We start from the raw sequence: 19,667 nt of genomic DNA, 5'->3' as shown, positions 1-19,667 counted from the left end.
CTGGCTTTGCTCGAGCCCATCCTTTTCAAACCTTTGAGGTCTCCGATGCGCAAGGCAGACATTCTCAAGCTTCCCTCGATACCGATGGCGGGTCCGAGCTACCCCGCCGGCCCGTACCGTTTCGTTGACCGCGAGTTTCTCGTCATCAGCTATGAAACCGATCCGGACCTGATCCGCGCCGGACTGCCCGAACCGCTAGAGCCGATCGAGCAGCCGGTCGTGCACTATGAGTGGATCAAGATGCCGGACAGCTCGGGCTTCGGCAGCTATACCGAGTCCGGCCTATCCCGGCGCGGCTGAATGGCGAAGAAGTCAACTTCGTCTCCCAGATGTATCTCGACGACGATCCGCCGATCGCGGCCGGCCGCGAGATCTGGGGCTTTCCGAAGAAATACGCGCACCCCAAGCTCGAGATCGTCAAGGATACGCTCACCGGCACGCTGGAATACGCCAACCAGCTCGTCGCGACGGGCACCATGGGCTACAAGCACGAGGCGATGGCCGGCAACGGCGAGCTGACGCGCGCCACGCTCTCCAAGACGCAAATCAATCTGAAGCTGATCCCCGGCGTCGACGGACGCGCGAAGAGCACCGTAGATCGAGGCCGAGCGCAAGCCTGATGACGGCGCGGACAAGGCGGCTCCCGAAGTGCCTTATCAACGGCTAGCGGCCGGGCTATCGTTTGAGGCGGACCACGCTTTGCCGGAGACAGTTGTCCATGACCCAGCCCGCCGCACGTTTTCCCGCACCCGCGCTCGACAAACTGCCGGACGACATCCGCACCCGCCTGCTTGCCGTGCAGGAAAAATCCGGCTTCGTCCCGAACGTGTTCCTGACGCTTGCCTACCGGCCGGACGAGTTCCGCGCCTTCTTTGCCTATCATGATGCGCTGATGGACAAGGAGGGCGGCCTCACCAAGGCCGAGCGCGAGATGATCGTGGTGGCGACCTCGGCCGCCAACCAGTGTCAGTATTGCGTGATTGCGCATGGCGCGATCCTGCGCATCCGCGCCAAGAATCCGCTGATAGCAGACCAGGTCGCGGTCAACTACCACAAGGCCGACATTACTGCGCGCCAGAAAGCGATGCTGGATTTCGCCATGAAGGTCGCACTCGAAGCACAGGTGGTGTCGGACGCCGATTTTGCCGCGCTTGGCGCCCAAGGTTTTTCCGACGACGACATCTGGGACATCGCCGCAATCGCAGCCTTCTTCGCCCTGTCCAACCGCATGGCCAATGTCACGGGCATGCGGCCGAATGACGAGTTCTATCTCATGGGCCGCGTGCCGAAATAGCGACACGCTCAGTAGGTCTGCGTCACCTTGCTCAATTGCGGCGGCCGGTCGGGATCAAAGCCCCAGGCACGTGCGGTACGCTCGATCATGCGATAGGCCGGCACCAGCATGGTGATGGCATCCGTCGCCGCGTCATCGTCGCCGATCCACGGCAGCGAGGCACGCGGCCCGCCGGCGAGATGCAGCGAGATCCCGCTCCCGCGCAGATCGTCCGCAAGCTGGTCCACGGTGGCGGCGGTCTCGTCGTTCAGGCGCATCATGATGACGGGAGTTCTTGCCGACAGGGCCGCGCGCGGCCCGTGCTGCAGCTCGGCGGCGGAAAAGCCGAGCGCCGGAAGTCGCAGGATCTCAGCAAGCTTCAGCGCGATTTCGCGCGCCGGTCCCAGCCCCAGCCCGCGCGAGGCCACGAACACGGCAGATGCCGCGGCGAGATCGCCGGAGACCGCGGACCAGTCGAGTGCGGCTGCGCGGCTCAGACGCTCCGGCAGCCGGTCAAGCGCCGAGCGCAATGCCTCGTCAGCCGCGAGCGCCGCAATGAGCTCGGCGCCTGCCGCCATCGACCCGACCACAGTCTTGGTCGCTGCGACGGAATGCTCGACGCCCGCCTCGATCGGAATCACGAATTCGGCCGCCTCCGCCACCGGCGACGGCACCACATTGACGATCGCGACGGTACGTGCCCCCGACGCGCGCGCAGACCGCGTCGCCGCGACCAGATCGGGGCTCTGCCCGGACTGCGAGACCACGATGAACAGCGCATGCTCAAGGGACAGCGGCTTGCGAAATGCCGTAATCACCGAGGGCGCGCTGGCCGACACCGGCAGGTGCAGCCGCGTCTCGATCAGATAGCGCATGAACACCCCGGCGTGGCCGGAGCTGCCGCGGCCGCATAGCACGGCGAGAGGCATGGCGCCGATATCGAGATGGCGTGCGATGTCCCCGATCGCCTGCCGGCTGTGCAGGATGCGGGCGGCGACATCGGCGCTTTCGCAAGTCTCGCGCGCCATCGCGGAGGACACGGGATCGGCCATGGCTCGCAACGCTCCGTGATTCACCGGCTGCTTCTGTCGGACAGATCAGAGAACACGCGGCGCAGATTGCCGCTGTATTTGACCAGAAGCGCCTCGGCGTCCGCCTTGTCATAACCGAGCACCACCAGCGCCGCGGTCTTGATGTCGCCCTCGGTCTGTTCCAGTGCAGCCGCCGCCTGCGCCTCGCTGCAGCCGCTGATGCGCGCGACCATGATCTCGGCCCGGCGCTTCAGCTTGACATTGGTCGGGGGCATGTTGACCATCATGCCGCGATAGACCCGGCCCAGCCGCAGCATGATGCCGGTCGAGATCAGGTTGAGCACCACCTTCTGCGCGGTGCCCGCCTTCATCCGTGTCGAACCCGCGATCAGCTCGCGCCCGGTCTCGACCAGCACCGGAAATCGGGCCGATGCGAGCAGCGGCGTGTCGGGATTGTTGGCCATGCCAATGGTCACAGCGCCACGTCTGCCGGCCTCTCGCAGCGCCCCCACGGTGAACGGCGTCGTGCCGGAGGCGGCAACCGCGATCACCACATCATGCGCCGACGGCTCTGCCGCCGCCATCTGCCTGACGGCGTCGTCGATATCGTCTTCCGCGCCTTCGACGCTCGTCGTGAACGCACTCTCACCGCCGGCAATGATGAAGCGCAGCCGCTCCAGCGGCCAGGCGAAGGTCGGCGTCAGCTCGGCGCCGTCCTGCACCGCCACCCGGCCCGACGTGCCGGCTCCGACATAGATCAGGCGACCGCGATCGCCGAGCGCGCGATAGGCGGCCTCGGTCGCGGCGGTCATGGCGGGAAGCGCATGGCCGATCGCGGCGACGGCGGCGAGCTGGCCCTCCCACATCGCCTCCATGGCCGAGGCGAGCGCCCAGGCATCGAGATCGGCAAAGCGGGGGTCGACTTCTTCCGTAGCCATTACGCGATCCGCTCCTTTCAGGGGATCACAATGCGGAACCTCAAAAACCGCAGCGCGTTCGGCTTTTGGCTCGAACGCGCCCGCTTCTCTGTCGTTGCAACGCCAAAACCCGGTTCCGGGTCCATCCGGCCTGCGGGGCTTTGCTCAAACTGACGCGAACACGCCTCAATGTAGCATCACGCGGCGTCGGTTGAAGATGTTACACTGGCTATCCAGTAAAAGCGCTGATGACGTCGATCAATGAACGCCATGGACGACCCGTTTTCCCCCGCTCCGTTCACGATTGCAGCCCCACGACTGTTCGACGGCACGGCCCTGCGGGGACCGGCCTGGGTCACGATCGCGAGCGGCCATATCGCCGAGGTCAGCTTTTCCGGCGCTGCGCCGGCCGGAACGGTCGCGCTTCCCGAGGACGCGATCCTCGCGCCGGGCTTCATCGACATCCAGGTCAATGGCGGCGGCGGTGTCCTCCTCAACGACGCGCCGACCGAGGCCGGCATCCGCCGCATCGCTGCGGCGCACCGCAGGTACGGCACAACGGGCTTGCTGCCGACGCTGATCACCGACCGGGTGGATGTGATGGAGGCCCTCGCCAGCAGCGCGCCTGCAGCGATGCAGGTTCCCGGAGTGCTCGGCTTTCACCTCGAAGGACCGGCGCTGAACAAGGCGCGCAAGGGCATCCATCTGGAAGCCGAAATCCGTGCGCCCGACGCGCGCGACCTCGCCGCGATCAAGAGTTTTGCCGGCTGCGGGCGCTCCCTGGTGACGCTGGCGCCCGAATGCTTGCCGCCGACGCTGATCGGCGAACTCGTCGATGCCGGTTTGCGCGTCGCAGCGGGCCATAGCGACGCCACGGCTGCTCAAATTGCGCAAGCCGCAGACCGGGGGATGACCGGGGTCACCCACCTCTTCAACGCCATGTCGCAGCTTTCCGCCCGCGCCCCCGGCGTGGTCGGCGCCGCGCTCGACGACAACAGGCTATTTGCCGGGATGATCTGCGACGGGCTTCATGTCGATCCTTTGAGCCTGCGCCTCGCCTTTCGTTGCAAAGGCCCTGACCGCCTGATGCTGGTCACCGACGCGATGGCGCTGGTCGGCACCGAACAGCGGGATTTCCTGCTGCAGGGACGGCGGATCACGCTCGACGGCGGCCGCCTGACCGGGCCGGACGGTACGCTTGCCGGCGCGCATCTCACCATGATGGACGCCGTGCACAACGCGGTTGAGTGGCTCGGCATCGATCTCAGCGACGCACTGGCGATGGCGTCGCGCACGCCGGCGATGTTTCTGGGGCTCGGGCGCGAACTCGGTGCGATCGGCAGGGGTTGCCGTGCCGACCTCGTCGCCTTCAACAGCCGCTTCGAGGTTGTCGAGACCTGGGTCGGCGGCCACTCAAGCCAACGATCAAGCCAAGCCGCCGCGTCGCAGCAACGGGAGGTGCCGTCATGATCGAGGCCATCAGCGCCGTCACGCTCGCCACCCACGACATGCAAAGCGCCGTGCGGTTTTACCGCTCGCTCGGCTTCGATCTCCTGTACGGCGGCGAGACCGCCGCCTTCACCAGCTTTCGCGCCGGCCCCAATTATCTCAACCTGATCGCTCAGCCCGAGCAGCGGCACTGGTCGTGGTGGGGCCGTCTCATCTTCCATGTCGCCGATGTCGACGCCCTTTATGAGCGGGCGCTGCGGGCTGGATTGGAGCCCTCGACCCTGCCCCGCGACGCCGAATGGGGCGAGCGCTACTTCCATTTGACCGACCCCGACGGCCACGAGCTCAGCTTTGCGCAGCCCTTGCGCCACGCGGGATAGCGACGCGCGCAAGGCCAAAGGCCTACCAACTATCGAAGCACACCTGCTGGACTTGGCGGCGGATTTCGCGGCAAATTTGCACCCCCGGCCGCCAAATCGACTGTCATATAACATTCACAAGCCATTTTTATCCGGGGCCTCCGGCATGCGCCGGGCGATTGGACAAAAGGAATATGAGCAGCGTCGAGGTGCGATCAGTAACGAAGGCGTGGGGCGAGACGCGCGCAGTCGATGACGTCTCGTTTTCCGTCGCCAAGGGCGAACTGGTCGTGCTGCTCGGACCATCGGGATGCGGCAAGTCGACCATGCTGCGCATGATCGCGGGCCTCGACGAGCCCACCACAGGCATGATCGCGATCGAAGGACGCGATGTCGCAGGCCTCACCGGCTCGGCGCGGGGGGTGGCCATGGTGTTTCAGTCCTACGCGCTGTTTCCGCACCTGACCGTCTCCGACAATATCACCTTTGGCTTGTCGGTGCGCGGCACCTCGAAACAGGAGATGGCCGAGCGGCTGGCGCGGACCGCCGCCCTGCTCGACCTGGACAAGCTGTTGCGACGCAAGCCGGCGCAGCTCTCCGGTGGCCAGCAGCAGCGTGTCGCGCTCGGCCGGGCGCTGATCGCGAAAGCGCCGGTCTGCCTGCTCGACGAGCCGCTCTCCAATCTCGATGCCCAGCTCAGGCAAGAGCTGCGCCGCGAGATCCGCGCGCTGCAACAGCGGCTGGGCATCACCATGATCTACGTGACCCATGACCAGACCGAGGCCATGAGCATGGCCGACCGCGTTATCCTGATGCGCGGCGGGCGGATCGAACAGAACGGCCGTCCAGCCGAACTCTATGAGCGGCCGGCCACTTTGTTCGCGGCCCGCTTCATCGGCGGCGCACCAATGAACTTCCTCGATCTCGATGACGCGCCCCTTGGCGCAGTCATCGCGGGCAGCACAGGACCTGCACTGTTTGCTGGTCCGGGACGGGGGCGCGTGCTTGGCTTGAGGCCGGAGGATGTTGCCGTGGATAGCGCGAACGGGCGCGCAGCGTTTCACGCGACTGTCACGGCGGTCGAATATCTGGGCGGCGAGGCTCTCGTCAGCTGCAGCCTCGGCGATCGCGCGATCCAGGCCCGCACCCGCGGCGATGGCGCGCCGCCGATCGGCACCGCGGTCGGACTCTCCTGGGACGCAGCGGCCAGCCACGTGTTCGATGCTGCAAGCGGCGAACGGCTCACGATCGACACCGGCACCGCAGCGACGTCGCCCCAGCTCCACACTGTTACCAATCAAGGACAGATTCGCGCATGAATAGGTTTACTCGATTCCTCACCGGCGCCGCGCTGGCGGCCACCGTGCTCGGCGGCTCGCATGCGTCGGCAACCGAGCTCACCTTCTATTATCCGATCGCGGTCGGCGGCCCCATCACCAAGATCGTCGACGGCTATGCCGCCGAGTTCACCAAGGCGCATCCTGATATCACCGTGAAGCCGGTCTATACCGGCAGCTACCAGGACTCGATCGTGAAAGCGATGACCGCGGCCAAGGCCGGCAACGCGCCCGACGTCGCGATTCTGCTGTCGACCGACATGTTCACGCTGATCGACAACGAGCTGATCGAGCCCTATGACGCGATCGCGACCTCCGACGCCGACAAGGCCTGGATCAAGGCGTTCTATCCCGCCTTCATGGAGAACAGCCAGGCCGGCGGCCACACCTGGGGCATTCCGTTCCAGCGCTCCACCATCGTGCAGTACTGGAACAAGGATGCGTTCAAGGCCGCTGGCCTCGATCCCGAGAAGCCGCCGAAGAGCTGGGACGAGATGGTCGACTTCGGCAAGAAGCTGACCAAGCGCGATGGATCGGGCGCGGTCACCCAATGGGGCCTGGAGATTCCCTCCTCCGGCTTCCCCTATTGGCTGTTCCAGGCGCTGACCACCCAGAACGGCGCGATCCTCGCCAACCAGGACGGCACCAAGGTCGCCTATACCGATCCCAAGGTGATCGAGGCCGCGCAATTCTTTGCCGACCTCAGCGGCAAGTACCAGGTGATGCCGAAGGGCATCATCGACTGGGGCACGACGCCGAAAGATTTCTTCGAAGGCAAGACCGCGATGATGTGGACCACCACCGGCAACCTGACCAACGTCCGCACCAACGCGAAGTTTGCCTTTGGCGTCGCGGCGATGCCGGCAAAGGCGCGCGGCGGCTCACCCACCGGCGGCGGCAACATCTACATCTTCAAGAATGACGACAAGGCAAAGCTGAAAGCCGCGCTGGAATTCGCCCGCTTCCTGTCGGCGCCCGAGCGCGCTGCCGATTGGGGCATCGCCACCGGCTATGTCGCGACCCGCCCCGACGCCTGGGACACGGATGCGATGAAGAAATACACCGCCGAATTCCCGGCGGCCGCGGTTGCGCGCGATCAGCTCAAGGACGCGGTTGCGGAATTGTCGACCCATGACAATCAGCGCGTCACCAAGGCGCTCAACGACGCGCTGCAGGCGATCCTGACCGGAGCCAAGCAGGCCAAGCCCGCGCTGGACGACGCGCAGGCGGAGGCCACCCGCATCCTCACCACCTATCAGCACTGACAGCAAACGCCGGCCGGAGACGATTCGCCGGCCGGCGTCTTCGAGCATATGGCCGCACCTCGCGCATCTCGTCTGAACATCCATCTGCAGGGCTGGCTGCTCGTGCTGCCGGCGGTGGTGTTGCTCGCAACATTCACCCATGTGCCGGCGGTCGAGACCGTCATCGACAGCTTCTTCTCGACCCCGCACGGCAAGCGGCCGGCCGTTTATATCGGCTTCGACCAGTATCGCACCATGCTGGCAGATCCGGTGTTCTGGCTCGCCTTCAGAAACAACCTGCTCTACGCGCTGATCACCGTGCCGCTTGCCATCGCGCTCGCCCTTCTGATGGCGCTGTGGGTGAACGGCCGCATCAAGGGGCGCGCGGCACTGCGGCTCGCCTTCTTCACCCCGACCATCCTGCCCATGGTCGCGGCCGCCAACATCTGGCTGTTTTTCTACACGCCAGACTACGGCCTGTTAAACCAGATCATCCGCCTGTTCGGCTTCGAGAGCGTCAACTGGCTCGGCAGTCCCGCAACGGCGTTACCTGCATTGATGGCCGTGACGGTCTGGAAAGAGGCCGGCTTCTTCATGATCTTCTTCCTGGCGGCGCTGCAGCAGGTACCTCCGGTGCTCTATGAAGCGGCGCGCATGGAGAATGCGTCGTCCTGGCTGGTGTTTCGCCGCATCACCTGGCCGCTGCTGATGCCGACGACGCTGTTCGTCGCCGTCAATGCGCTGATCAATGCTTTCCGTGTCGTCGACCAGGTGATCGCTATGACCGGCGGCGGGCCAAATAATGCGACCGCGCTGCTCCTGTTCTACATCTTCCAGGTTGCGTTCAGCTTCTGGGACTCCGGATACGCCGCGGCGCTGTCGGTGGTCCTGCTCTCGACGCTCGCAATCATCGCATTCCTGCAGTTCTTCCTCCTCGATCGCAAGATCCACTATCGCTGAGGAGGACAGGATTCCATGTCAGACCGATCGATCAGACTCATTTCGACGGCGGCGGTCTGGCTGTTCGCGCTCGTCTGGGCACTGCCCCTGCTCTATGCCATCTGGGCCGCGGTTCACCCTTCGGCCTTTGCTACTCATTTCAATCTCGCAGCCCCCCTGACGTTTGAGAATTTCACGCGCGCCTGGACGGCTGCGCCCTTCGCCCGTTACTTCCTCAACACCACCCTGCTCGTGCTCGGCATCATGGCCGCGCAATTCGTGATCTGCACCCTGGCTGCCTTTGCGCTGGCGCGCTGGACATTCGTCGGCTCCGGCGTGCTGTTCGCGCTGATCCTGGTGCAGCTGATGGTCACGCCCGACGTGCTGATCCTGGAGAACTACCTGACGCTGAAGCAAATGGGCCTGATCGACACGCTGACCGGCGTCGGCCTGCCCTATGTCGCCTCGGCGTTCGGCATTTTCCTGTTGCGCCAGACCTTCAAGTCGATCCCGAGCGAGCTCGACGATGCCGCGCGGATGGAAGGCGCAAGCACGCTGCAGACGATCTGGCGCGTCTACCTGCCCCTAGCGCGCCCGGTCTACGTGGCCTATGGCCTCGTCTCGGTGAGCTATCACTGGAACAACTTTCTCTGGCCTCTGATCGTGACCAATTCGGTCGAGACCAGGCCGCTAACCGTAGGCCTCCAGGTATTCGCGTCAGTCGATCAGGGCATCGACTGGTCCGTGATCTCGGCCGCCGCACTGATGACCTCGGCACCGCTGATGATCGCCTTCCTGCTGTTCCAGCGCGCCTTCATCCAGAGCTTCTTGCGCGCAGGCATTCGCTAAGCCAGCTGCGCACCGCATTCCTGGCGTCCGGTCGCAATGAGCGGTTCGTTCAGTGCCGGCCGAAAAGGCCGCCCATCATGCCGCCGAACAGGGGAAAGCCCCCTCCACCGCCACCTGCATTTCCTCCGCCCCCGCTGCTCCGATAATAGCGGCGGCCGCCAGCTCCGCCCCCGTGGTGACGGCTCGAATGACTTTCGGGTTCTTCTGCTGCTCCGCTCTGAACGGTTGCGACGATTTCCGAAACCAAGGCCTTGTGCTGCAGCTGGTTGAGATAGCCGCTGGCAGGATAGCCGCGCGCCGCCTGCCATCGCCTGATCACCGAACGGGTCTCATCGTCGAACTTGCCAGTGACCTTGGTATCGAAGCCAAGACCGGTCAGCCGGCGCTGCACATCGCGACGCTGGCCGCGATCGAGCCCGATCTTGTCCTCCGTGACCTGGTTGGCCTCCTCCGTGAAGGTCGCGGGGTCGACGGCCGTCAGATTGCGCGTCATGTCCTTCTCTTTATCTTTTTGCTGGCCACTCTCGAGGGCGGCAAGCCTCGCCTGCGCCAGCGAGCGGAACTGGCCATTCGGATAGCTGTTCAAATAGGCGTTCAGCTCCTCCTGCTTGTTGGAGTCCCTGACCGAGCGCCAGAACTCGAGTTCAACATCGGTGCTGCCCGATCTCGGGGTCAGAGCCGGACCGGCCGGGGCAGCGCCAACGGTATTCGGCGGCGGCAAGGGGGCTCCATTAAGGTAGACCGAGCCGATCAGATTGGTGTGGCCCCAGGGAAGCTGACCCTTCTTGGTCTCTTCGCTGACCTGCGCGCGCACTTCCGTCATGGCTTGCTGAATCTCCGCCCCGGGTTGGGCGATGTGCGCGATCAGCGCCCGCGTGAACGGGCTGTTCCTGCCGGCTTCGCCGTCGAGGGCGGTCTGTCCCGGTCCCGTCGCAAACGCGATCAGGGTGCCTTCGCCGGATTTCATTTCCGCCAGTCCGGCCTGTACGTTGACGCTGCGGGTCGACGCGGATCTGATCCTGGCGGCAAACGGGTTGTCGCGGCAGGCATCGAGGAACACCAGCTTCACCTTGGAGTCGGCCATGGTCTGGTCGAGCGTCACATCGACATTGATCGCAGCACCAAGCTTGACGTCCATCTCCGACTTGATGTCGGCATCGACAGGCAGCAGGTAGTTCACACCGTTGATCGCAATGCCGTGGCCGGCATAATAAAACAACGCAATGTCGGCGCCCTGCGTCTTCTGGCCGAAGTCGAGCAGCTTCTCCGTCATCCCGTCGCGGGTGAGATTGACGCCTTCGACGACGTCGAAGCCCACGCCGCGCAGCGTCTTGGCCATCGCCGCGGCGTCGGCCGCTGGATTGGGAAGTGTCGCGACGTTCCTGTAGGCACCATTGCCGACGACAAACGCCACGCGCTTGTCGGCTCTGGCCATACTCGAACTCGCGGCGATGCCAATGGCGACGAAAGCGACAACGAGGAAGCGCATGTCACGTCCTCCCTGCTGGTCCCCCGGTGCCGGAATACCAAGCTTACCCCAAGCTGCTCCGTGGCATTGTCGGCTCCCTGCCGAGTCAGTTTGGCAGGCCAGTGTTTCCTATTCTTTTCGCGACGCCAACAAAATCGTTTCGTCGGAACTCGCATTCTGACGCCGCATATCCGCTGAGTTGGCCTAGCTATGACAAAAAAATGCAAGCTTTCGATGGGGCAACGGTGGCTTTTTGCCTGCCTCGCCTCAGGGCGTCAGCGGTAACGCCTTGAGTTCCTTCCGAGCTGTGCCAAAGCTGCCAAGCTGATAGACGGACGCGCCAGGACGAACTGCTGCAACATGGTGACGTGCGGGTGGTGCGTCTCGTCCAGCGTAAAGCCCTTAGGGAAAGACTTGAGCAGACGAGCATTGGCCGCCATCGCGTGCTGAAGCATTGAACGTGGACGCGCGGCATGCCCCGCCATCGTCAAGGGAAGCTTGCAAGCCTGTCCCGGTGTTGCCAAAGTCGCGTCCTGCAAGACGGCGATGACCGCCAAGGCGGCTTATCCGTCCGCACCCGAGAACTGATCCGATGCTTCTTCAATCGACGATCACCTGTCCGCACTGCGCCGTTGCAAAAACGGAGACGATGCCGACCAACGCCTGTCAGTTCTTCTATGAATGCACCGGCTGCGGCACCAAGCTAAAGCCCAAGTCAGGCGATTGTTGCGTGTTTTGCTCCTACGGTTCGGTGCCGTGTCCACCAATTCAGGCCCAGCGCGCCGGTGAGTCGGGCGCCCCGTCATGCTGTGCCTAAGGAGGTCCAGTTCCATGTCATGCAAAGGACGCCGCGCCTCGTGACGCCCTAAGTCGAGGCGTCGGAGACCCAGTCTCTTTGCGGCGGGCATACGCCTCCGTCTTCCGTCGAGAAAGCCGGTATGGCCGGGTCGGCGCGACGATTGGCCTACCTCTGGCCGCACGTCCTTTTCAATAAAACCTTAAGGGGTACAGTGTTACTGTCGGGCGATTATTTCTGTTTCCGAAGGCCCGCAACATGCGACATCTCACTGTTTACAATCGTTTCGCGATGATCATAGCGGTCTTGACCGTGGTTTTTGTCGCAGTGCTAGCCGCGCAAGTCATGGTCCTTCGCAATACCGTCATCGAGGAACGCCGGGCCAAGGTGTACGAGCTGGTCGAAGCCGCGAAGAAAATCCTGGCGAATTACGAGGAAAAGGCCAAGGCCGGCAAGATATCGGCGGTGGACGCACGGCAGCTTGCTTTCGAAGCGATCGGCGCAATGCGCTGGGGTAAATCCGCTGACTATCTGGGAATCTACGGCGCCGGCAGCACCAACGCAGGCGTTACCTACGTGCACGCCAACCCGAAATACATCAATGTCAATCGCTGGGATTACAAAGACAATCAGGGGCAGCTGCTGATTCAAAACATCGTTGGCAAAGCCCGCACCGGTGGTGGCTTTCTCGAATACCAGGTACCGAAAGCGACGGGCGGCCCCGAACTGCCAAAGCTCTCCTATGCCGGCGGGTATGGCGAAGGCGACAACCTGCTCGCGATCCAGGCTGGCGTCTATATCGACGATATCGATGCGGTCGTGTTTGATCGGGCGATCTGGATCGCCGGGGGTGGGCTGACCGGGTTGCTTATTGCGGGATTGGCCGCGTTTGGTCTCGGCCGCGGCCTGGTTCGTCCGCTCGGCGCAATATGTGGCGTCATGGATGGTCTCGCGAAGGGCAACTTGAATGTTGAGGTCCCGTTCGTTGAGTACCGCAACGAGATCGGCCACATCTCGCGCAGCCTGGCGGTTTTCAAGGATCGCTTGATTGAAGCCGAACGGCTCCGCGTGGAGCGGGAGGACGCAGCGGCTCGCGCCGTGGCGGAACGGAGGTCAGCGATGAATCGGATCGCCGGCGAGTTCGAGAAGAGCGTGGGCGGAATTGTCGCTGGCGCTGCTTCAGCGGCCACAGAGATGCAGCGCTCGGCGCAATCGCTGTCTGCAATCGCGAAGGAGACGACGCAGCAGAGCACCACCGTCGCCGCAGCCGCGCAACAGACCTCGGCCAATGTGCAGACCGTGGCTGCCGCAACCGAGGAACTTTCGACCTCGGGACAGGAAATCGCGCGTCAGATTGCCCACTCGGCATCGATAGCGCAAAGCGCCGTTGCTCAGGCCAACCGCACCAACACAATGGTGGAAGGGTTACTGAAGGCGACGCAAAAGATCGGCGAGGTGATGGGACTCATTCAAAACATCGCCGCACAGACCAATCTCCTGGCATTGAACGCGACGATCGAGGCCGCGCGGGCTGGCGAGGCCGGCAAGGGCTTTGCCGTGGTGGCAAGCGAGGTGAAGGCGCTGTCGACCCAGACCGCGACGGCGACAGAGGAGATCGCCGATCAGATCCAATCGATCCGCGATGCCACTGGCGTAACGGCTGAGGCGATCCGCGAGATCGGCGCCACCATCGGCCAGATCGACGAGATCGCCACAAGGATTGCTGCCGCGGTGGAGGAGCAAGACGGATCGACCAAGGAAATTGCCCGCAACGTTCAGCAGGCCGCGCAGGGCACGCAGGGAGTCATGCAAAACATCGCCGACGTGACGCGGGCATCTGGCCAAGTGGGAAATGCTGCCGAACTGGTGCTCGAATCGGCCGGCGAACTCGCAAGGCAATCCGAGTACCTGAAGAAGGAGGTCGAGAGTTTTCTCGGCACAGTTCGCGCGGCGTAGCCTCGTCACGCTTGCCAATGGCTCCAGGTAGGCAGTGCTGCCTGGGGCGGCTCAGCCGTTACCTGCAAAGTCGAAGACGGTGACCTCGTTGCCATTGCCGGCGCGCTCGAGCACCTCGGGATGGTGCAGCGTGTGCCTGGTGTCGTAGAAGCCCGAACGCCAATGCTCGGCCATGGACAACCGAGAGAACTCATAGTCTTTCGAATCGCCTTCGTAGCCTTTCGGACGATAGATGAGATGCACGAGATTATAGGCGTGGCGTTGTGCGACCGAGTTCGCCAGGAACTTGGCTTCCTCGCTTTGCTTGAACTCATCGGGCAGCTGATCCAGGAACGTTGCGACGGAGTATTCGACCTTGTGCAACCGCTTGATGAAATCCGTGAAGGCGCGCGTGCGGCTTGAATATTGGATCTCCTTCTGCCGGGTCGCGACTTCCGCGAGGTTGCGCGGGAAATCGCCGCGCGCGCTCCAGAGGTCGACTTGAAACACGAGCGCGTCAGGCAAGTGCTCGCCCGTCACGCGGCTGTTCGTGATAATCCACTGAAGCGGCGTGTTCGAGACGAGGCCGCCATCCCAATAGTGCTCACCCTCGATCTCGACGGCGGGGAAACCTGGCGGCAGCGCGCCGCTTGCCATCACATGCTCGGGTCCGATCACCTGCGTCTCGTTGTCGAAATAGACGAGGTTGCCGCTACGCACATTGACGGCGCCGAGGCTGAGACGCGTCTCCCTGTTACCGGCGTTGATGCGGTCGAAGTCGACGAAGCGCTCCAGCGTGGCTTTGAGCGGCCACGTGTCATAATAGCTTGTCGCCTCGATGGTGCCGGGCGGATGAAACCATGGATTGAGAAGCCGCGGCCGGAAGAAGCCCGGCGTTCCGGCGTACGCAACCATCGCAGCGCTCATCTGATTGACGCTCGAGCGCGCCGCCTCGCCTTGTCCAAAGAGGCCGAAGACGTCAGCGTCGAAACCCATGGCAGGAGCGCTTATTTCCTCCCAGAATCCACGCAGTTTGTCGACGCGCGTCTCGGGCGCATTGCCGGCGATGATCGCGGCGTTGATGGCGCCGATCGAGATGCCGACGACCCAGTCGGGATCGAGCCCGGTCTCCGCCAGCGCCTCATAGACGCCCGCTTGATAGGCGCCGAGCGCGCCGCCCCCCTGCAGCAGCAGCGCGATGCGATCGAATTGGAGCCGGGCGCGCAGATTCCGGCGCTCGCTCATGCTCGCCGCACGCGGTTTGGGAACGAGCGGTCTTTCCGAGAGCGGCATATGATCCACTGCCGCGACAGTCTTCGAAGTAGAATCTGTCAGCGGCAAGTGGCGCTCACGATTGACCTCGGCAGCCGTCTCGGCTCTTACGGTGGCGTCCACCGAACTTGGTCCACTGCTATGCTCAGTCATCTCGGGAGGCATTGAATGGCTGCTCCTGACGATTGTCTCTCAACGCAATCGGGCCGCGCTGATCGCCGCACTCATGTCGCGCCCCAAGGTCGCATCGAGCAATGCCAATGCGACCTTCCCATGGAGATCCATGGCATCCTCATGTCCAGACAGGTGGCAATGCTAGCCGACCAAGCATACACCTTTTCAGGAAGTGCGCCACGGCGGCATGGCGGGGTCAATGTCCGAGTTGGGTCCAGAATGAGAAGAAGTCGACGTGAGCAAACCCGGCCCGGAGTGACCTACCGGGCAGAGCTCAATACAGCGGACTGAACGCGCCGGTAGATTGGTTTGCGCGACATACCGGTGTGGGCGTATCTGGTCGCGCCGATTTGGCACGCTCACAACTAATTAGACGCTGTGCGCAAGAGAGTGCGAAACCCCGCGAAATCGCTTTGGTTCGGCAGAGGGGGCATCATGAGCATGCTCGCTTCTCGACGATCGGTAGTAGGCGGCCTCGGACTTCTTGGTGTAGGTCGCGCCCAACGGAGCTACGCGCGGGCAGCGCCGGAGGCGACCGCGCGACTTTCCTGTTCGGCACCTCAAACAGCCTTGAATGACCAACTTGTAAGCTGACTTTCCGCTGGCGACCTCTAATGTTCTGGTCAAATCCGCTTTGGACATCGGCGCGACTTGGTCTGAACGACGGTGCCGGATAGCGGTAGGGATGCAGCAATTGATGCTTGGTAAGGGTTATTAGTCGCACCGCAATTCAGCCACGGAGAGCCATCGCCATGCGCCACGCCTCCCTGTTGCACGCTGTTACCACAGCCGGTCTGTTCCTCGGATCCAGCCTCATCTCAGATGCATCCGCCGCGACCGACGGCCACGCCTTGGTTATCTCCGTCGACGATTTCATTTATATCGACACGTCGAACGAGCCCACCGATCAGACGGCCGTGCATGAAAAGCGATTGCGGGCTTTCATGACCGCGCTGCGGGACGATGTCACGGCAGACCGCCGTTTTGAGCTCGTGCCATCCTCCTGCGCACCAAACTGTCCGACCGACGGACCGGAGTTGCGCGATCGGCTGCGCGCGGCGTCACAGGCCGGCGCACAGATCCTGATCATCGGCGGCCTTCATAAGATGAGCACACTGGTGCAACTGGCGCAGACCGCTGCCATCGATACAACATCCCAGCGCGTCGTGTTCCGGAAGTACTTCACGTTTCGCGGCGACAACGACGAGGCATGGCAGCGGGCGCAGCGCTTCGTATCGGAGGAGGTCCGCGACCGGCTGCTTGAAAGCAGATCGCAGCAATAGGCCGCGCGCGTCTGTGTCACACCCGGAATAACTCGCGCTGGCAAAACGAGGCCGCTTCCGTACCTTGGTCGAAGCTTGACGGGCGAAGCCACAACCACAGTTTCCGAATTTGTGGAACGACGGTTCAGCTATGCCACGGAGTATTGCGGATCCGGGTGCAAGCGTTTGGCTTGCGAAATGCGGGGTCGTGATCTTCGATATAATCGACGTTGACTGTACCGAATGTGGTCTGAGGTTTCTTCAATGCCGAGCACGTCTGAACCCGGATAAACTCTTTCTTGAAATCACCGCGCGGAAAGGCCGCAATGAGTCGCTCGCGTTGCTCGGGTGTATAGTCGTCATATCCGATCCCGACCACGTCCACAAGAACGCCCGCATTCGTGAGCGCGATTTCTGGCCGCATGTATTGGGGGATGCCTGGCGTGGTATGTAGCGCGATCGCTTCCCACACCAGATCCGCTTTCGGTTCAGGGATGCCATGGCCCCTGAGGAATTCTCGCGCTGCATCGGCGCCGTCGACTTCAAATCGCTTTGTCTCGGTATGATAGGCGTCGACGAGGCCTAGGTCGTGAAAGAGCGCAGCAACATACAGCAGCTCGGAGTCAAACTTCAGGTTCTGGCGGATTCCCTTCATCGCGCCGAATACGAACACGCGGACTGAGTGATTGAACAACATCTCGGTTTCGTGTTGCCGCACCAATTCAGCGGCCTCCCGGGCGATCTTGCTGTCGGGGATTTTGACGCCGGAAATCAAGTCGGCCATTCTCGAACTCCTACTGCCCTCAACAACAGCGTCGCAAATTCATACTGCGCCGTGGGGAACAATTCCCAATACATGGGTCGCAAGTCGTGAACCGGAAGTACCCTGCTGCATGAAGATGTTGCAGTGAGATAATTGAGGCTGGCATCCCGATCCGACAATGTAGCATGTCATTCATGCGCGGCCTATCTCACGGGGAATTTGGCCAAGGAGCTCCGGCGCGATCTCAGTCTAACGGGACTCAGGAGTACGGAACCAACGTGCAGGATGCCCGTAGCCGCCTTCGCCCAGGTGTCGAGATCAACCGCCGTTGGGGTTGCCGCCAACCAAGCCTCCGCGGTTGTTCGGGCCGGGATCGTTGTAAGCCGGCGGCGTGTATTCGTAGCGAACCGACGGCGCTGCCCGTTCGTAGCCCCAACTTGGAGCGAGGTTGAAACTCGAGGCTACGTTGGGGGAGAGGTGATGCCGCGTCCTGGAGTGATGCATGGTTGCAGCGTCGGCCGAGGCGCTCGAGGCGATCAAAAGTCCTAGAACCACCAGAATAGAACGCATTCGATTGCTCCGATGGGCTGATGTCCATGAGGTCAACTGGCTCAGCCGGGCGAACTAGGAAGCCGCACGTCGAGGCGAAGCGTTACCAATCAGGTATGCTGCACCAACCGTTTTCCCAACCCATAAGGGTTCACGGTTACTCACGTTGTCGGCACGATGCGCCATGCCACGAAAGACCACCTCGGCCTCATATGCAAGGCGCGGCGCGGGAGCGATGCTTCGTGGCAACAGCGAGGATCGTTGATACCGCTCTGCGCTCCCAGCGAGATGTTTTGGGCGAGACTGGTCCGCTTGGTCCGCCCTCAAACTCCCTCATTTGCCCCTTGAAGGATACGATGGGAGGTCAATCCATGATCCCTGCCCTAACCTTCCTCGGACGGGCCGCACCAGCCAGGCAGATAGATCGCATCGTGGCTCTTGGCGAACCGCAGCGCCTTTTCCATCGCCTTGTCGAAATCCTCATCGACCAGCTTGCGCGGCATCTGGCGGCGCAGGAAATCGGCCCAGAGGAATTCGGAAAACGGCGTGGTGTCCTTGGCAAAGCCGCCGGCGCGGCGCAGCTCGCCGGCGAGGCTGCGGAACGGATCGTCCTTCAGATCGCGGATCGATTTCGGCAGGTCCTTGAACGGACGGCGCTCGCCCTTGGTGTCGTAGGGATAGACCCAGCGCTTGTTGTCCATCACGTTCCAGAAGGCGTCCTTCTGCACCATCCGGAGATCGCCGATCACGGTCACCAGAATGTCGCCGATGCCTTCGTCATGCAGCGCGCGCGCGAGGTGATGGTGATCGACCACATAGTAGCGCTCGTCGGGTCCAAACACGACCGGGACCATGTGCTTGCCGATCATCTCCTCCTGCTTTTTCGCGGATGTCTGCTCGCTGAAGCGCTTGCGCTTTTCCTTGACCTCGCGCATGCCGACTGTCATCTGCGTCGGGCGCAACGACAGGATCGGGATCGGGTGAACTCTGGGTTCGCGCGTGTTGTGCATGAGATGCCTCCATGGCAGCTGCCAAATTGCTTTGTCGGAAAACGGTCGATTATGACATGATGACAAGGGCAATCACAGGGGTAGTGGGATGCCCTCGCGGGGCATACTACCTCCACGGGAGATCGGAGCGGAATGTTGAACGGCCATGGCGAACGGGTCGCCAAACCGCGTATCGTCCGGATTGGCGGCCGCGAGATCATTACCGAAGGGCTGCATCTCAATTTCTGGGCCGATCTCAGCCACCGCTGCATGACCGCCTCCTGGCCTTCCTTCATCGCCGGCGCGGCGCTGGTGTTTCTCGTCTTCAACGCGATCTTCGCGTGCTTCTACTGGATCGGAGACCATCCGATCGCCAACGTCTCCGCCGGCGACTACATCGACTATTTCTATTTCTCGATCGAGACGCTCTCGACCGCGGGCTACGGCGACATGCATCCGCAGACCCACTACGGTCACTTCGTCGCGGCGATCGAGCTGTTCACGGGCATTTTCTCAACGTCGTTGATGACGGGATTGATCTTCGCACGCTTTTCGCGGCCGAACGCGCGGCTTCTGTTCGCAAATAATCCGGTGATTTCGAATCACGAGGCCGCGCCGACCCTGATGATCCGCTTCGCCAACGAGCGGCAGAACATCATCGGCAACGCGACCGCGCGCCTATGGATGTTCAAGAACACCATCACCGCCGAAGGCCAGCCCTATCGACGCTTCCACGAGCTCCCCTTGTTGAGTCATGAAAGCCCGGCGCTCGCCTTGAGCTGGACGCTGCACCATGTCCTCGATGAAAACAGCCCGTTCTACGGCATGAGCCCGGATGACCTCGAGGCCTCCAACGTCTCGCTGACGGTGGTGGTCACAGGCTATGATGTTGTTGCGGCGCAAACCGTTCATGCCCGGAAAGCCTATCGGCATTCCGACATCCGCTTCGGACACCGCTACGTGGATGTGCTCAGCGTCTCCGATGACGGCCGCGTGCGGATCGATTACAGCAGGTTCCATGATACTTTGAGGGATGATGCGCGGATTTGATATGACCTTCA

General features: G+C 62.7%; 19 protein-coding genes and 1 pseudogene. 12 read left to right on the top strand and 8 right to left on the bottom strand.

Features of this window, described 5'->3' with window-relative positions; genetic code table 11:
- Nucleotides 1–45 precede the first annotated feature (45 nt).
- Nucleotides 46–581, top strand: a pseudogene (locus A3AI_RS42690) (acetoacetate decarboxylase); the annotation flags it as partial.
- Between the two features lie 137 nt (nt 582–718).
- Nucleotides 719–1,294 (top strand): peroxidase-related enzyme, encoded by a 576-nt coding sequence (locus tag A3AI_RS0113990; RefSeq protein WP_024516183.1) that lies wholly within the window; start codon nt 719–721, stop codon nt 1,292–1,294.
- Nucleotides 1,295–1,302: 8 nt separating this feature from the next.
- Here A3AI_RS0113990 and A3AI_RS0113985 read toward each other — a convergent pair whose 3' ends face one another.
- Together A3AI_RS0113985 and A3AI_RS0113980 are read right to left on the bottom strand one after the other, a co-directional pair.
- Nucleotides 1,303–2,325, bottom strand: a complete 1,023-nt coding sequence (locus A3AI_RS0113985; RefSeq protein WP_024516182.1) for an SIS domain-containing protein — start codon at nt 2,323–2,325, stop codon at nt 1,303–1,305.
- A gap of 20 nt (nt 2,326–2,345) precedes the next feature.
- Nucleotides 2,346–3,242, bottom strand: coding sequence for an N-acetylmuramic acid 6-phosphate etherase (locus tag A3AI_RS0113980; RefSeq protein WP_024516181.1), 897 nt, complete (start codon nt 3,240–3,242; stop codon nt 2,346–2,348).
- 240 nt (nt 3,243–3,482) lie between these two features.
- Here A3AI_RS0113980 and nagA point away from each other — a divergent pair, with 240 nt between their 5' ends.
- The 6 genes from nagA (at nt 3,483) to A3AI_RS0113950 (ending at nt 9,398) form a co-directional block, all read left to right on the top strand.
- A complete protein-coding gene (gene nagA / locus A3AI_RS0113975) occupies nt 3,483–4,691 on the top strand; it encodes an N-acetylglucosamine-6-phosphate deacetylase (protein WP_051382391.1) in 1,209 nt (402 codons plus the stop codon).
- A complete protein-coding gene (locus A3AI_RS0113970; RefSeq protein ID WP_024516179.1) occupies nt 4,688–5,050 on the top strand; it encodes a VOC family protein in 363 nt (120 codons plus the stop codon). The genes nagA and A3AI_RS0113970 overlap by 4 nt, the downstream gene beginning before the upstream one ends.
- 173 nt (nt 5,051–5,223) lie before the next feature.
- On the top strand, nt 5,224–6,348 hold the full coding sequence (locus A3AI_RS0113965; RefSeq protein ID WP_024516178.1) for an ABC transporter ATP-binding protein: 1,125 nt from the start codon (nt 5,224–5,226) through the stop codon (nt 6,346–6,348).
- Nucleotides 6,345–7,631, top strand: coding sequence for an ABC transporter substrate-binding protein (locus A3AI_RS0113960; RefSeq protein ID WP_024516177.1), 1,287 nt, complete (start codon nt 6,345–6,347; stop codon nt 7,629–7,631). Before A3AI_RS0113965 ends, A3AI_RS0113960 begins: the two co-directional genes overlap by 4 nt.
- Nucleotides 7,632–7,679: 48 nt before the next feature.
- A complete protein-coding gene (locus A3AI_RS0113955; RefSeq protein WP_051382390.1) occupies nt 7,680–8,570 on the top strand; it encodes a carbohydrate ABC transporter permease in 891 nt (296 codons plus the stop codon).
- A 15-nt stretch (nt 8,571–8,585) separates the two neighbouring features.
- The gene (locus A3AI_RS0113950; RefSeq protein WP_024516175.1) at nt 8,586–9,398 is read left to right on the top strand and encodes a carbohydrate ABC transporter permease; all 813 of its coding nucleotides are present in this window, start codon (nt 8,586–8,588) and stop codon (nt 9,396–9,398) included.
- 49 nt (nt 9,399–9,447) lie between these two features.
- Here the strand turns inward: A3AI_RS0113950 and A3AI_RS0113945 are convergent, their stop codons facing one another.
- Both A3AI_RS0113945 and A3AI_RS0113940 read right to left on the bottom strand, forming a co-directional pair.
- On the bottom strand, nt 9,448–10,887 hold the full coding sequence (locus A3AI_RS0113945) for a caspase family protein (protein WP_024516174.1): 1,440 nt from the start codon (nt 10,885–10,887) through the stop codon (nt 9,448–9,450).
- 254 nt (nt 10,888–11,141) lie between these two features.
- Complete coding sequence (locus A3AI_RS0113940; RefSeq protein ID WP_024516173.1) at nt 11,142–11,423, bottom strand: hypothetical protein; 282 nt, start codon at nt 11,421–11,423, stop codon at nt 11,142–11,144.
- 35 nt (nt 11,424–11,458) lie between these two features.
- On the opposite strand from A3AI_RS0113940, the gene A3AI_RS49310 reads away from it, so the two are divergent.
- Both A3AI_RS49310 and A3AI_RS0113935 read left to right on the top strand, forming a co-directional pair.
- A complete protein-coding gene (locus tag A3AI_RS49310) occupies nt 11,459–11,683 on the top strand; it encodes a GDCCVxC domain-containing (seleno)protein (RefSeq protein WP_084800914.1) in 225 nt (74 codons plus the stop codon).
- 237 nt (nt 11,684–11,920) lie between these two features.
- The gene (locus tag A3AI_RS0113935) at nt 11,921–13,618 is read left to right on the top strand and encodes a methyl-accepting chemotaxis protein (protein ID WP_024516172.1); all 1,698 of its coding nucleotides are present in this window, start codon (nt 11,921–11,923) and stop codon (nt 13,616–13,618) included.
- Nucleotides 13,619–13,669: 51 nt separating this feature from the next.
- Here the strand turns inward: A3AI_RS0113935 and A3AI_RS0113930 are convergent, their stop codons facing one another.
- Nucleotides 13,670–14,842: a patatin-like phospholipase family protein gene (locus tag A3AI_RS0113930; protein WP_036048359.1), complete on the bottom strand. Its 1,173-nt coding sequence runs from the start codon at nt 14,840–14,842 to the stop codon at nt 13,670–13,672.
- Nucleotides 14,843–15,795: 953 nt separating this feature from the next.
- Here A3AI_RS0113930 and A3AI_RS0113920 point away from each other — a divergent pair.
- On the top strand, nt 15,796–16,326 hold the full coding sequence (locus A3AI_RS0113920; protein ID WP_024516170.1) for a DUF2380 domain-containing protein: 531 nt from the start codon (nt 15,796–15,798) through the stop codon (nt 16,324–16,326).
- A 124-nt stretch (nt 16,327–16,450) separates the two neighbouring features.
- Here the strand turns inward: A3AI_RS0113920 and A3AI_RS0113915 are convergent, their stop codons facing one another.
- The 3 genes from A3AI_RS0113915 to A3AI_RS0113910 all read right to left on the bottom strand — a co-directional run bounded on the left by A3AI_RS0113915 (nt 16,451) and on the right by A3AI_RS0113910 (nt 18,627).
- Nucleotides 16,451–17,089, bottom strand: a complete 639-nt coding sequence (locus A3AI_RS0113915; RefSeq protein ID WP_024516169.1) for an HD domain-containing protein — start codon at nt 17,087–17,089, stop codon at nt 16,451–16,453.
- A gap of 297 nt (nt 17,090–17,386) precedes the next feature.
- Nucleotides 17,387–17,638 carry a hypothetical protein gene (locus tag A3AI_RS47510; protein WP_156927773.1) on the bottom strand — a complete coding sequence of 84 codons (252 nt, stop codon included), beginning with the start codon at nt 17,636–17,638 and terminating at the stop codon, nt 17,387–17,389.
- 362 nt (nt 17,639–18,000) lie between these two features.
- Complete coding sequence (locus A3AI_RS0113910; RefSeq protein ID WP_024516168.1) at nt 18,001–18,627, bottom strand: ParB-like protein; 627 nt, start codon at nt 18,625–18,627, stop codon at nt 18,001–18,003.
- A 132-nt stretch (nt 18,628–18,759) separates the two neighbouring features.
- On the opposite strand from A3AI_RS0113910, the gene A3AI_RS0113905 reads away from it, so the two are divergent.
- The gene (locus A3AI_RS0113905) at nt 18,760–19,656 is read left to right on the top strand and encodes an ion channel (RefSeq protein ID WP_024516167.1); all 897 of its coding nucleotides are present in this window, start codon (nt 18,760–18,762) and stop codon (nt 19,654–19,656) included.
- Nucleotides 19,657–19,667: the final 11 nt, after the last annotated feature.

This window comes from Bradyrhizobium sp. Tv2a-2, assembly GCF_000472425.1.
In the GTDB taxonomy this organism is placed as follows: Bacteria; Pseudomonadota; Alphaproteobacteria; order Rhizobiales; family Xanthobacteraceae; genus Bradyrhizobium.
Note: the sequence above shows the minus strand (reverse complement) of the source record. Positions and strands in the feature narration are given on the sequence as shown.

Bases quoted from the DNA above. Each gene is read 5' to 3' on its own strand.
- A3AI_RS49310 (WP_084800914.1), top strand. From the start codon at position 11,459: ATGCTTCTTCAATCGACGATCACCTGTCCGCACTGCGCCGTTGCAAAA.
- A3AI_RS0113920 (WP_024516170.1), top strand. From the start codon at position 15,796: ATGCGCCACGCCTCCCTGTTGCACGCTGTTACCACAGCCGGTCTGTTC.
- A3AI_RS0113970 (WP_024516179.1), top strand. From the start codon at position 4,688: ATGATCGAGGCCATCAGCGCCGTCACGCTCGCCACCCACGACATGCAA.
- A3AI_RS0113915 (WP_024516169.1), bottom strand. From the start codon at position 17,089: ATGGCCGACTTGATTTCCGGCGTCAAAATCCCCGACAGCAAGATCGCC.
- A3AI_RS0113930 (WP_036048359.1), bottom strand. From the start codon at position 14,842: ATGAGCGAGCGCCGGAATCTGCGCGCCCGGCTCCAATTCGATCGCATC.
- A3AI_RS0113990 (WP_024516183.1), top strand. From the start codon at position 719: ATGACCCAGCCCGCCGCACGTTTTCCCGCACCCGCGCTCGACAAACTG.
- A3AI_RS0113955 (WP_051382390.1), top strand. From the start codon at position 7,680: ATGGCCGCACCTCGCGCATCTCGTCTGAACATCCATCTGCAGGGCTGG.
- A3AI_RS0113950 (WP_024516175.1), top strand. From the start codon at position 8,586: ATGTCAGACCGATCGATCAGACTCATTTCGACGGCGGCGGTCTGGCTG.
- A3AI_RS0113985 (WP_024516182.1), bottom strand. From the start codon at position 2,325: ATGGCCGATCCCGTGTCCTCCGCGATGGCGCGCGAGACTTGCGAAAGC.
- A3AI_RS0113935 (WP_024516172.1), top strand. From the start codon at position 11,921: ATGCGACATCTCACTGTTTACAATCGTTTCGCGATGATCATAGCGGTC.
- A3AI_RS0113945 (WP_024516174.1), bottom strand. From the start codon at position 10,887: ATGCGCTTCCTCGTTGTCGCTTTCGTCGCCATTGGCATCGCCGCGAGT.
- A3AI_RS0113905 (WP_024516167.1), top strand. From the start codon at position 18,760: ATGTTGAACGGCCATGGCGAACGGGTCGCCAAACCGCGTATCGTCCGG.
- nagA (WP_051382391.1), top strand. From the start codon at position 3,483: ATGAACGCCATGGACGACCCGTTTTCCCCCGCTCCGTTCACGATTGCA.
- A3AI_RS0113910 (WP_024516168.1), bottom strand. From the start codon at position 18,627: ATGCACAACACGCGCGAACCCAGAGTTCACCCGATCCCGATCCTGTCG.
- A3AI_RS0113960 (WP_024516177.1), top strand. From the start codon at position 6,345: ATGAATAGGTTTACTCGATTCCTCACCGGCGCCGCGCTGGCGGCCACC.
- A3AI_RS0113980 (WP_024516181.1), bottom strand. From the start codon at position 3,242: ATGGCTACGGAAGAAGTCGACCCCCGCTTTGCCGATCTCGATGCCTGG.
- A3AI_RS47510 (WP_156927773.1), bottom strand. From the start codon at position 17,638: ATGCGTTCTATTCTGGTGGTTCTAGGACTTTTGATCGCCTCGAGCGCC.
- A3AI_RS0113965 (WP_024516178.1), top strand. From the start codon at position 5,224: ATGAGCAGCGTCGAGGTGCGATCAGTAACGAAGGCGTGGGGCGAGACG.